Origin of the sequence: Sedimentibacter sp. LTW-03, assembly GCF_052059825.1 — a bacterium.
Taxonomy (GTDB): Bacteria; Bacillota; Clostridia; order Tissierellales; family Sedimentibacteraceae; genus Sedimentibacter.
The window spans coordinates 1,528,969-1,541,547 of record NZ_CP197180.1 but is presented as its reverse complement, the minus strand read 5'-3'; the positions used below and the strand labels follow the sequence as shown (position 1 = coordinate 1,541,547).

Below are 12,579 nucleotides of genomic sequence, written 5' to 3'. Positions count from 1 at the left end.
AAGGGTGATAATATAAATGCAGCCAAAAAATGGCTGTAAATACATAGATATTTGGAGGGATTTTATGTTAAAGAGAGTACTGGCGTTAATAGTGGTACTAGCAATGGTATTTTCTATAGTTGGCTGCGCTAAGCAGGAAGCACCTGCACCTACAGATGAGCCAGCAGAGGAAACACCATCAGAAGAACAGCCGGCTGAACAAGCAGCAGGTAATGACGATTATTTAGTTTGGAACATAGCAGTTGACTCACAAACTTGGGACCCAACGCTTAACAGTTCTGCAGACGGTGGACACATAATTCAAAACTTATTTGAAGGTTTGACAAGAGAAACAAAAGATGGTATTGAAGCTGCCGCAGCAGATAGTTGGGAAATTACAAATGACGGTAAAACTTATACATTCAAATTAAAAGAAGGTCTTAAGTGGTCAGACGGACAACCGTTAACAGCTAAGGATTTTGAATATGCTTGGAAAAGAGCATGCGATCCCGCAACAGCATCAGAATATTCTTTCCTTGTAACTAGCTACTTAGTTGGTGGAGAAGAATTTTTTAACGGTGAAGGTACAATAGATGAAGTGGGAGTTAAGGCACTTGACGATACAACTTTAGAAGTTAATCTGAAATTCCCTGTATCTTACTTCCTGAGCTTGACTTCATTCTATACTTACATGCCTGTAAGACAGGACATAGTTGAAGCTAACGGTGAAGGTTGGGAAAAGAATCCTGAAACTTGTATTTCAAACGGAGCTTTCAAGCTTTCTGAATATAAGACTGGCGATCATTTAACAATGGTTAAGAACGACCAGTACTGGGATGCAGACAGCATTAAACTTGCTGGAATTAAAGGCCTTATGATAGTTGAAGGAACTACTGCTCTTAACGGTTATGAAAATGGAGAAATCCAAGTTCTTGACAGTATTACTATAGAACAGATTCCAAGACTTCAAAAAGAAGATCCTAACTTCAAAATTACTCCTCACATCGGAACATACTATGTAAACTTCAACGTTGACGACGATGTATTTAAGGATGTAAGAGTAAGAAAAGCATTCTCACTTGCTATTGACAGAAAAGCGTTTGTTGAACAGGTTACAAAGGGTGGGCAGGTTCCTGCAACAGGATTTATACCATCCGGTATGCAGTATTCTGAAGGAACTGACATCAGACCGTTGGATGAAAATGGACTTCCAGCAGTTGAGTATGGTATAGACCCAAGCAAAGCATTAGTAGAAGAAGCTCAGACATTATTAGCTGAAGCTGGATATCCTAATGGAGAAGGATTATCTGAAGTAACATTCCTTTACAATACAAACGAAAACAATAAGAAAATTGCTGAAGCATTACAGGGTATGTGGAAACAAAACCTTGGCGTAGATGTTACACTTCTTAATCAAGACTGGGCTGTATTCCAGGAAGAAAGAAGAGCTGGAAACTACATGATGGCCAGAGGCGGCTGGTTGGGTGACTACGGTGATCCAATGACTATGCTTGATTTATTTGCATGTAAATCAGGAAACAATGATCCTCAGTGGAGATACAAAGAAATGTCTGTTTTGGCACCTCATGATAAAATGCTGAACCCAGAGCAGGAAGAATTTGAAAATGCAATTGATGCTTCAATGCTTGCAAGCGGAAAAGACAGAGATGAGCAATTGAAGATAGCTGAAGATGCTCTTATGAACAATCATGTTATAGCTCCTATTTACTACTATACATTCACAAACATAGTTGATGAATCTGTAGTTGAAGGTGTTGAGCTTACAATGACTAATAAATGGGATTTCAGACACGCTGAGATTATAAAATAAGAAAGTTACGAAAATACGGCAGATTTTCTGCCGTATTTTTTTATGGAAATTTAGGGCTTTAAAAGCACCAAAAATTTTCCGTAGATTTAGAATCTAAGGATAAGGTGAACAAGAGAATAAATGATGTGAAAAATTGTTTAAATCAACGAATTGCTGGACTTTGAGTATGCTTTATGTTATTATAGTTGCACAATAAAGGAGCAAAGATAACATAATTATAAAAATTCTTCCGCAAAACTTTGCCATGGAAAAACTATTGTAATTGACTTCGAAACAAAAATGAAAAATATTCATGCCGCAAAATTAAGGAGGTTTTTAAATGTTTGATTTAGATAGATGAGTGGGATATATAGCAGATAATTCAAGTAAAATTATCTGTGATGCCTTTAGTGAGAGGGTGAAAGATTTAGGTGTAACCAGAGTACAGTGGATTGCTCTGTATTATTTAGGAAAAGATGAATTTATAAGTCAAAAGGAATTGGCTGAAAGAATGAGTGTAAAAGAATCATCTGTAGCTAGACTTTTAGATCGTATGGAAAGAGACGGATTAGTGGAAAGAGTCAGAAGCGAAGAAGATAAAAGAGTTATAAATTTAAGACTTACCGAAAAAGGAAGGCAGCGTAGAGCTAAATTGGTTCCGGAAGGTGAGAAATTTGAAAGATTGTTGCATAAAAACATATCGGATGAGGATATGAAGATATTTACAATGGTTTTATCAAAGATGGTTAATAATATATTGGAAGAGAATATGGATGAAAAATGTACACGTGAATTATAAAATGTGTGCATTTTTTTTATACTAGTAAATATATATAATGAAAATTACAAGGATTTGATGCTCTGCAGTTAAGTTGAGGCAACGAATCAACTTTTTTAAATATAAAAATATGTAAAATTATAATAGTTGTTAAAAATTTGTCCAAAAATGTTGACAAAAATCATTTTACTTGCTATACTAATAGTTAGCATAGCAAGTAAAATGATTGGGAGGATAAGAAATGGCTAAAGATGTAAGACAATTATTACAGGATTTTACAGGAGGAATGGAAGAGCTGTCAAATACCAGCGGAGCTCAGATTGATGCATTTATGAATTTATTGGGAGCGGCTTACGAGCCTGATGCATTGGATTTAAAAACAAAAGAATTAATAAGCGTAGGAGTTGCTGTTTACAATCGTTGTGAATATTGCATTGTTTTCCACACTTACAATGCTCTGCAGGCAGGTGCCACAAGAAAAGAAATTATAGAAGCAGCGATGGTTTCTGTAGCATTTGGAGGAGGCCCTTCAATGGCATATAGTTCAACAGTATTAAAAGATTCTCTTGATGAATTTGAAAAGGATTTTAAATAGGCAAAAAAGGATAATGAGCAGATTGGAGTCTCATTGCATAGTCTTTAAATTAACGGGAGGAATAAAGTGATATTTGATATAAAACTGGAAAAATTATCAGGTAGTGACAGATCCGGAGTGATAGGCAGCATATATAAGTCAAATGGAGACCCTGTAAAAGCAGGAGATGAAGTCCTCGATGTAGAAGTTAAAAAAAAGAACATTACCATTACTTCTGATGTGGAAGGAAAGATTGTAGAAATAAAAGCAAAACAAGGAGATAAGGTTTCAATAGGTGATGTTCTATATACTGTTGAAGGTGAAAAAGTCGAAAGTAAAGGGCAGACTGATAAGAAGCAGGGTTTTAATTATATGGCTAATTTTTTAAAACCGCAAAAAGAAACAATTGACGGAGACATAGTCATAATCGGCGGCGGTCCGGGAGGATATGTTGCTGCAATTGAAGGTGCTAAGGAAGGCGCTAATGTAATATTGATTGAAAAAGAAAGCCTGGGAGGAACCTGTCTCAATAGAGGATGCATACCAACAAAAGCTTTGGTGAGGTCTTCTGAGGTTTACAATATAGTTAAAAACTCTGAAGGATATGGAATTTTTAATTCTTCTCCAAGTTACGACTTTTCCAAAATAGTAGATAGAAAGAATGAAGTTGTAAAGGAATTGGTTGGAGGAATAGATTATCTGATGGCCAAAAATAATGTTACTGTATTCAGAGGAGACGGTCAAATAGTAAATAAGAATGTGGTATTTGTAAAGGAAAGGAACAAAGAAATTACAATTAATACAAAAAACATCATAATAGCCACCGGCTCAGATACATTTGTCCCTCCAATAAAAGGAGTGGAGTCAAAAAATGTACTGACTAGTACTGACATGTTGAATTTAAGCCAACTGCCTGAGAAAATAATTATTGTAGGTGGCGGTGTAATAGGTATGGAGTTTGCATTTATTTGCAATGCTTTAGATGTAGATGTTAGTGTGGTAGAGTTTGCTGATGATATTTTAGTTTCATTGGATGAAGATATAAGAGATGAAATCAGAGAGATAGCTGTAGAAAAAGGAATAAAGGTATATATCGGTTCAAAGGTTGAAGAAATTATAGATACCGAAGAAGGCAAGTCAATCGTATTATTCAATAAAGAAGGTAAAAATGGTTATATAACAGGTGACAAAGTTCTTATGGCAGTTGGAAGAAAGCCATTTTATGGTAATATAAATTTGGAAGAGCTGGGAATTGAAGTTGGCAGAAATAAAAGAGGAATAAAAGTTAACAGTAAGATGCAAACTACGGCAGAGAATATTTACGCTGTTGGAGATGTTACTAATGTGATACAATTGGCTCACGTTGCTTCTCATCAGGGTTTGGTTGCTATTGAGAACATAATGGGCAAAGATACAGAAACTGATTATTCTGCTATACCAAGCGTAATATTTACGAGCCCTGAAATTGCTTCTGTCGGCATTAGAGAAAAAGATGCAAGAGAGCAAGGTATACCCGTAAGCATTGGAAAGTTCCCATTTGGAGCTAACGGCAAGGCTCTGACTCAGGGAGACAGAAAGGGTTTTGTAAAAATAATAGCCCAGGAAGATACAGGCGTAATATTGGGTGGATCTATAATAGGTCCTCACGCTTCAGATCTTATACATGAAGTTGCAGTTGCAATAAAAAACAAATCAACCGCTGAACATGTAATTAATACTGTTCATGCTCATCCTACAACTGCCGAATCTGTACATGAGGCTATGTTAGCAGCTACAGCAAAAGGGGCAATACATTTGGCTGAGTAAATAGAATTGTAAGATTTATTTTAAAATTTTATACAGCAAAATAAAAAATATTAGAATTAGCATTTTTTTTTCTAATATTTTTTATTTTTTTATCGAATAGAGCCAGAGGATTGCTTAGAGTTGCTCAGCCGTTCTTTTATATATACAATTCCCTGAATACAGTGTATAATTAACAGGGGTGATTATATGAAGTATAAAATGGTTGTCCTTGACTTGGACGGAACTTTGCTGAATAATGATAAGCATATAAGCTTAAATAATATAGAAATATTAAATGATCTTCATGGAAGAGGAATAAAAATAGTTATTGCCACAGGTAGAAATTATTATATGGCAAAGACTCTTGTTAAGGATGTAGAAAATGTTGAGCCAGTTATTCTTGCAAACAACGGAGCTATAATAAGAAAATCACAGAATGACGAGCTCATTGAATGTAATTATCTAAGTCCTCTTGAGTTTGAAAAAATCTACCGAGAGGGAATAAAACGCAATTTGAATCCTGTTCTGCATGTGGATGAGTACTTTAACGGATATGACCTTATATATGAAAATGAGAATTTTGAGGAAGTATACAGGGGATATATTAAGAAGGGTTATGAAAGAGCGAAGCTTAAAAAATTTAATCCACTAGAAATCAAGAACATTTTGTCTGTATGTTATTTTAATGATTATAACATGCTTTGTGACTTCAGTGATGAAATGAATAAAATAAATAGAGGAAATTATAATACAATATGCAACAGAAATATAGGAAAAAGAGCTCTGCTTGAGTTCCTTCATCCTGATGGATGTAAGTGGAGTGCATTAAAAAAATACGCTTTACAGCACAATGTTGGACCGGATGAAATAGTATCAATAGGAGATGACAACAATGATATCGAACTTTTGAAAAATTCAGGCCTCGGAATTGCCATGTTAAACGGAACTGAAGAATCAAAAAAAGCTGCTAAAATAATTACTACGCACAATAACAATGATTCTGGAGTTTACCATATATTGAATGAAATATTTAAGATGTAAAAATATATAAGCTTTGTACATATTTCTCTTAGACATCAAATATAATGTAATAATATTAGATTGTTGAGGAGGAATTATGAGAATCTTAACTGCAATAGCGTCAATTCTTATTATCATAGGAGCTTTAAACTGGGGACTATACGGATTATCAAAAATTGATATAATTGAAAATTTCTTTGGCGGTTGGAAAAATAAATTTGGACGAATGCTTTACATTCTTATTGGACTTGCCGGACTTTATTCTCTTTTATACGTAATATTTGCGTAAAGCAATAATATTTTAAAGCAGCAATAACGCTCATCAGCGTTTTGCTGCTTTAAAATATTCCGCAGTAATTATTATCAGAAATTTTCTACTTAAACGAAACTGCTTTAGAAGCTTTTCTTACCATATTGCTGTTTTGGACTTTTTGACCTACAAACGTTGCGGAGCCCATAGCAATATGCGCCAGGCCAAAGCCTATAATTCCGTTTCTGTAGGATTTCGGAATATTATTTTTTAGTGCAAATCCCGTAGCTGTTACGGCGGTTCCTAAAACTGCGGGGATGATTCCTTCTCTAATATGCATATATACCTCCTGAATTTTTGTTGTTTAATTATTGTTTGCATAAATTTTAAAAATAATATAATTTTTATTACCAAAATATATAAATAATTATAATTTCAATTGCTTTAATTGTTTAATTTAATTATAATTATATGATATAAATAAAATTGCAAAATTACAAATGATAGGGGCAATATGAAATTATATAATGAATATTCTATATTTTTAAAAGAAAAATATGGCGAAAAGGTTTATAAGCTTCCGGTTAATATTCCATGTACATGTCCTAACCGCGACGGAACAATCGGATACGGAGGGTGCACATTTTGTGCAGATGTAGGTACAGGTTTTGAAATGCTTAAGAATACTATTAGTGTAAAGGAACAAATTGAAAAAAACATGCAGTATATATCTAAAAAGTATAAGGCAAAAAAATTCATTGCTTACTTCCAGAATTATACGAATACGTATCTTGAACTTGAAGAATTTAAAAAATATATCAATGAAGCAGTTGGTAAAGATATAGTGGGGATATCTGTTTCTACGAGGCCTGATTGTATAGGAAACGAATATCTTGAGTTTCTTAAAGAAGTAAAAGATTTATACAATATTGATATTTCAATAGAGCTGGGATTACAGACGGCAAATTACCACACACTTATATCCATTAACAGAGGGCATACTCTTGCTGAATTCATTGATGCTGTTATGAGAATAAAAAAATACGGTTTTGAAGTATGTACTCACGTTATTTTAAACCTGCCGGGAGATGATATTATTGATGCGAAGGAGACAGCAAAAATTTTGTCAGTACTCATGGTTGACCAGGTTAAAATTCACTCACTATATATTATGGAAAATACAAAGATGGGAATATTATATAAAAATAAGGAAATAACTGTTATTGACGAGGAAGAATATGTTGAAAGAGTAATTGTATTTCTGGAACATCTTGATAAGAATATAGTGGTGCAAAGGCTTGTGGGTAGAGCTCCGGAGAAAAACTCCCTGTTTGTTAACTGGGGTATGAGCTGGTGGAAAATAAAGGATGATATTCTTGAGAAAATGGAGAAGGAAGGCAGGCATCAAGGTTCCAAATCAATAAAAAATTATACCGCAGGTTAAAATGTAAAGACTTTTACTACAACTTGTAAATTTTAAAAATAAGTAGTGTAAACATTTTCAATTTGTGGTACAATATATATGTAATTAACTTTTATAAAAAAAACATAGGAGTGTGATTATTATGGTTCAATTAGTTTGTGGGCACAACGGCACCGGTAAAACAAGAAGAATGATTGATATGGCAAACAAAACAATCGATAGTATACATGGAAAGATGGTTTTTTTGGAAGCGAACAACCGACATATATTCGATTTGGATTACAGAATCAGATATATAAACACAAAAGAATTTGGACTAACAAATGCTGAGCAGTTTGAAGGCTTTGTATGCGGCTTAATTGCCACAGATTATGATATAGAACAGGTTTACATAGATGGATTGTACAAGATAGCCCAGGCGGGCATGGAAAAACTGGATTATGTAGTAGAAAGACTGGATTATTTATCAGAGAAATTTGATGTGAAATTTGTAATGAGTGTAAATCATGATGTAGAAGATATTCCGGAAGGATTAAGAGATAGAGTAATTGAAGAGGCAGTAATGCTATAGTTAGGTGAGCCACCGATTTATCGGTGGCTCATGCTGTTTTAAAACTATAAAAATCTCAGAAAATTCAACTATCAATCTAATCATCTAAATGCATTCGGTTTATCCGCAACAGGTGCCCTGCGGAACGAATCATTTTGGATGTTGTCATTTTGTTATGTTTGCTATTTAATAATTGCCGCCGATATTCGGCGGCAATTATCTTTAAAACGAATCTAATTTTAGGGACTTATCTCTGTCACTATTGCTAAAAAGCATTTTTTCTGTTAAAATTATTTTACTATTTAGTACGACTATTAGAAAGAGTGATCTTATGAATTATTTTAAACAGAGCAAGAATATTTTTGACGAGTTTTTCGAACACAGGGATATGCTGATTATTCAGCATATGAATGGTGATATCAATAAGAAGGAGTATCTTGAATTAAATTATAAATACATGCTTGAAAAAAATATTAAGCCGTTTCAGCGAATAGACAGTTTTGAAAAAGGCATGTACAATTATCAGTATTACAATATGATGGCAAAGTATCATAGAATGATTGCCCAAGAAATTAAGGACAAAGGGAAGCACATAAGCTTTTACAGCAAGTACTTGAATGATGCCGATTATTATTATAATGAGAAGGATAAAACAACATTCAGGCTTTTGAGATTCCTTCAGTACGAAAATGTAGAAGCATACTATATTAAAATGGAATCTACAATTCTTGAGGGTAAGCTTTATGAAATTGTGCTGAATGATTATGAATATGCGGTGCTTCATTCTAAAAGCCTGTGGCTTCTGGAAGTATTAAAAAAAGAAAATGTGTTTTCAGATAAAAAGAAAAAATCGGTTATTGATTACTATGTAAATTCTAAGTATTGATGAAAAGGCAATGAATATAAATTGTTCCTATAACTTTTATTGACACTTTTTTGGTTAAGAAAGCATCAATTAAAAGGTCTGCAGCATTTTTGAACTGTCTGCAGACCCCATAATTAATGAATTTTATAAATTATGATAAAATATGAAGTATTATAATAAAACACAGCAAACCATTAATTTAAAACTGTTTTGCTGTGTACTTGATGTTCTTATTTATTAAGCTTTGATTTTAGTATTTCTGTCGACATCACTATTGTGCGTTTGCTATTATCTTTATCACATTGTCCAACGATGTTCCCACTTCTATTTCAAATGTTCCGCTTCTAAGCCTTGTATCAAGTCCCAGCTCAACTGATCTGTTTAAAAACTCATTCTTGTCATCAATTAGATTGGAATTAAGAAGGATATCTCCGATTGTCGATGGATATGAACCTTCCGGAATACTAACTGTTGCAAATAATTTGTTTCCGCCATTAGTTTCTGATCCTGGGTTATCATCTTGCGCTGGTTCTTCAGGGCTTTCCGGATTTTCGGGGTCAGGAGTGTCTTCGCCGGTTGGTGTCTCAGGGTTATTTTCCGATGCAACGGGAAAATCTTCAATAACATCCTTTTCAATGCCCCTGCTAAATAAAATGTCAAACCTCCAACTTAATATTACAGCCATAATAACGATTACCGTAATAATCAACCCATAGTCCGTAATATTATATAAAAAGTCTCTTATTGCATTAATTATTGTTTTCATTTGTAACTCCTTGAGATTATCCTATTGATTAATAATAGCACAAAATTCGCTCATATACAATAATCACGTTATATAAAAACCTACTAAATTTTATCAAATTTTACAAAGGTATATACTTTCACTAATAATTTGGTATAATATAATGAAGATATCACAAAACAGACATGGAGAAAACATGAAGGAAATAATAATTACTAATAATGAAGAAGGCCAAAGACTTGATAGATTCTTAAAAAAATATCTTAATAAAGCTAATCAGTCCTTTATTTATAAAATGATAAGGAAGAAAAATATAAAATTGAACAATTCCAAGGCAGAACCTGAAATCCTTTTAAAAAAGGATGATTTGGTGCAGGTTTATCTATCTGATGAAACAATCTCAAAATTCAGAGAAAAGAAAACACTAAAACAGACAGATATACATTTTGGCGTTGTATATGAAGATGATAATATTCTTATTGTAAACAAACCCATAGGCTTAAGTAGTCAGCCTGACGAGACAAGTTCAATAAACCTTGTGGATGAGATTAAAATGTATCTGGATGCAAAGGAGAAGAATATCAGTTTTACTTTCAAGCCGGCAGTATGCAACAGGCTGGACAAGAATACTTCAGGTCTGGTTATTGCAGCAAAAAACTATGAGACACTGAAACAGACAAACATGGCTATAAGAGAAAGAAGCATAAAAAAATTCTACATGGCAAAGGTGCACGGAATAATCGATAACACTATTGAACTTAAGGATTACCTGATTAAAAACGAAAATAAAAATATGGTGAAAATAATAAAAAACGAAGCTGAAAGTGCAAAACGGGTAATTACCACGGTACGTCCCTTGAGGGAAGAAGGTAATTTTACATGGCTTGAGATAGAAATAGAAACCGGAAGAGCACACCAGATAAGAGCCCATCTTGCATCCATAGGGCATCCAATTGTGGGAGACAAAAAGTATGGCAGAAAAGATAGTGAAAAGCACCAGATTCTGCATGCCTATAAATTGATTTTAGAAGGATATGAAGGCAGCTTGTCTTATTTGAACGGAAAGACGGTAAAGTCGGAAATTAATGACAGATTTTTATTAAGGGGGAAAACTCATGAAAATAGAATTAGTAAATGAAAATAAAAATGTAGACATAGATAATAATAAATCTTTGTATGATTTTTTGAAGGAATACAAAACGGATTATAAAAAATATCTCGGAATCAAAGTAAACAATAAACTGCGTGAGCTTGTCAACGCAGATTTCTGCGAAAATGATAAGGTCGAATTTCTGGATATAACAGACAGGGACGGACACAGGATTTATGTGAGAACTCTTTCTTTGATTTACATAAAAGCATGCAAGGATGTATTTAAGAATATAGATGTGGAGATTAAGCATTCATTAAACAAGGGATTGTATACAGAACTTGAATTTAAGCAGCCGGTAAATAATACCAAGCTTGAAAGCATAAAAAAGAGAATGAAGGAAATTATAGATGCTCAAAGACCTGTTAATACTGTTTTTTTAGATATCGATGAAGCTGAAAAAATATTCTTAGGACAGGGCATGAAAGATAAGGCAGAGCTTCTGAAATATTGGACTAAAGATAAAATTCGTGTATATGAACTTGATGGATACTATGATACCTTCTACGGCTACCTGGCACCAAATACAGGTTATATAGATAAATTTGACTTGAGGCTGTTTTATCCCGGAATAATATTAAATTTTCCCACAAAAGAAAGCAACTTTGAACTTCCCGAATACATTGAACAGAAGAAGCTTTACAAAGTGTTCAAGGAAGCAGAGGAGTGGGGAGAAATAATGGATGTAGGCTATGTAGGCGTTCTAAACAAAAAAATAGTCAATAATACAATTAATGATATGATCCGTATTAACGAAGCCCTGCATGAGAAAAAAATCGCCTATATTGCGGATGAGATAGCCGGTGACAAAAATATTAAAATAGTGCTCATAGCTGGTCCATCCTCTTCGGGCAAGACTACATTTGCGCAGAGGCTGTCAATTCAGCTGAGAGTTAACGGGAAAAAGACATATGCGCTTTCTCTTGATGATTACTTTGTTGACAGGTATCTGACACCTAAGGACGAAAATGGTGCTTATGATTTTGAGACGATTGACGCTTTGGATTTGGATTTGTTTAACGAGCAGCTGTTGAGCCTTATGACCTGTGAAACTGTTAAATTGCCGGTCTATAATTTTAAGCTTGGCAAGAGGGAATATACCAGAGAGCCCGTTACCCTGACGAAAGATCACATAATTATTATTGAAGGAATACACGGGTTGAATGATAAACTCACAAAGCAGATACCTCAAATCAATAAGTTTAAGATTTATATAAGTGCTTTGACTCAGCTGAACATAGATAATCACAATCGTATTTCTACATCTGATTTAAGGCTACTGAGGAGAATAGTGCGAGACAATACTCACCGGGGAAATGATGCGTTGAAAACAATGGAGCTTTGGGATAATGTAGTTAGAGGAACTGAAAGGTTTATTTTTCCGTATCAGGAAAATGCAGATGCAATATTTAACTCTGCTTTGGTATATGAACTGTGCGTACTAAAAAAATACGCTGAGCCTCTTATAAACGGAATAGAAAAAAATAGCAAGTTTTATCCCGAGAGGCAGCGATTACTGAAGTTTTTAAGCTATTTTAAATCAATCGAAGATGAAAGTGCAATTGCAAGCACATCAATTTTGAGGGAATTTATAGGTGGAAGCTGTTTTGAATAAAAAAAGGAGTTGAACAATTAACAAATTGTTCAACT

General features: G+C 33.9%; 13 protein-coding genes. 11 read left to right on the top strand and 2 right to left on the bottom strand.

Features of this window, described 5'->3' with window-relative positions:
• Positions 1-64 precede the first annotated feature (64 nt).
• The 6 genes from ACS3UD_RS07765 (at position 65) to ACS3UD_RS07740 (ending at position 6,235) form a co-directional block, all read left to right on the top strand.
• On the top strand, positions 65-1,810 hold the full coding sequence (locus tag ACS3UD_RS07765; protein ID WP_308137024.1) for a peptide ABC transporter substrate-binding protein: 1,746 nt from the start codon (positions 65-67) through the stop codon (positions 1,808-1,810).
• 340 nt (positions 1,811-2,150) lie between these two features.
• Positions 2,151-2,588 carry a MarR family winged helix-turn-helix transcriptional regulator gene (locus ACS3UD_RS07760; RefSeq protein ID WP_440977751.1) on the top strand — a complete coding sequence of 146 codons (438 nt, stop codon included), beginning with the start codon at positions 2,151-2,153 and terminating at the stop codon, positions 2,586-2,588.
• A 220-nt stretch (positions 2,589-2,808) separates the two neighbouring features.
• Positions 2,809-3,162 (top strand): carboxymuconolactone decarboxylase family protein, encoded by a 354-nt coding sequence (locus tag ACS3UD_RS07755; RefSeq protein WP_308137026.1) that lies wholly within the window; start codon positions 2,809-2,811, stop codon positions 3,160-3,162.
• 66 nt (positions 3,163-3,228) lie between these two features.
• Positions 3,229-4,947, top strand: a complete 1,719-nt coding sequence (lpdA, locus tag ACS3UD_RS07750) for a dihydrolipoyl dehydrogenase (RefSeq protein WP_308137027.1) — start codon at positions 3,229-3,231, stop codon at positions 4,945-4,947.
• A 186-nt stretch (positions 4,948-5,133) separates the two neighbouring features.
• The gene (locus ACS3UD_RS07745) at positions 5,134-5,967 is read left to right on the top strand and encodes an HAD family hydrolase (protein ID WP_308137028.1); all 834 of its coding nucleotides are present in this window, start codon (positions 5,134-5,136) and stop codon (positions 5,965-5,967) included.
• Positions 5,968-6,043: 76 nt separating this feature from the next.
• Positions 6,044-6,235 carry a DUF378 domain-containing protein gene (locus ACS3UD_RS07740; RefSeq protein ID WP_213926915.1) on the top strand — a complete coding sequence of 64 codons (192 nt, stop codon included), beginning with the start codon at positions 6,044-6,046 and terminating at the stop codon, positions 6,233-6,235.
• Positions 6,236-6,320: 85 nt separating this feature from the next.
• Here the strand turns inward: ACS3UD_RS07740 and ACS3UD_RS07735 are convergent, their stop codons facing one another.
• Positions 6,321-6,536 (bottom strand): asparagine synthase, encoded by a 216-nt coding sequence (locus tag ACS3UD_RS07735; protein WP_308137029.1) that lies wholly within the window; start codon positions 6,534-6,536, stop codon positions 6,321-6,323.
• Between the two features lie 174 nt (positions 6,537-6,710).
• Between ACS3UD_RS07735 and ACS3UD_RS07730 the strand changes: the two genes are divergently transcribed.
• The 3 genes from ACS3UD_RS07730 to ACS3UD_RS07720 all read left to right on the top strand — a co-directional run bounded on the left by ACS3UD_RS07730 (position 6,711) and on the right by ACS3UD_RS07720 (position 9,055).
• On the top strand, positions 6,711-7,640 hold the full coding sequence (locus ACS3UD_RS07730; RefSeq protein ID WP_308137030.1) for a TIGR01212 family radical SAM protein: 930 nt from the start codon (positions 6,711-6,713) through the stop codon (positions 7,638-7,640).
• Between the two features lie 121 nt (positions 7,641-7,761).
• Positions 7,762-8,190 carry a hypothetical protein gene (locus tag ACS3UD_RS07725; RefSeq protein WP_308137031.1) on the top strand — a complete coding sequence of 143 codons (429 nt, stop codon included), beginning with the start codon at positions 7,762-7,764 and terminating at the stop codon, positions 8,188-8,190.
• Positions 8,191-8,500: 310 nt separating this feature from the next.
• Positions 8,501-9,055 (top strand): DUF6648 family protein, encoded by a 555-nt coding sequence (locus ACS3UD_RS07720; RefSeq protein WP_308137032.1) that lies wholly within the window; start codon positions 8,501-8,503, stop codon positions 9,053-9,055.
• Between the two features lie 250 nt (positions 9,056-9,305).
• Here the strand turns inward: ACS3UD_RS07720 and ACS3UD_RS07715 are convergent, their stop codons facing one another.
• Positions 9,306-9,800 (bottom strand): hypothetical protein, encoded by a 495-nt coding sequence (locus tag ACS3UD_RS07715; protein WP_308137033.1) that lies wholly within the window; start codon positions 9,798-9,800, stop codon positions 9,306-9,308.
• Between the two features lie 175 nt (positions 9,801-9,975).
• Here ACS3UD_RS07715 and ACS3UD_RS07710 point away from each other — a divergent pair, with 175 nt between their 5' ends.
• On the top strand, positions 9,976-10,917 hold the full coding sequence (locus tag ACS3UD_RS07710; RefSeq protein WP_308137034.1) for an RluA family pseudouridine synthase: 942 nt from the start codon (positions 9,976-9,978) through the stop codon (positions 10,915-10,917).
• The gene (locus ACS3UD_RS07705) at positions 10,895-12,544 is read left to right on the top strand and encodes a nucleoside kinase (protein WP_440977750.1); all 1,650 of its coding nucleotides are present in this window, start codon (positions 10,895-10,897) and stop codon (positions 12,542-12,544) included. The genes ACS3UD_RS07710 and ACS3UD_RS07705 overlap by 23 nt, the downstream gene beginning before the upstream one ends.
• Positions 12,545-12,579: the final 35 nt, after the last annotated feature.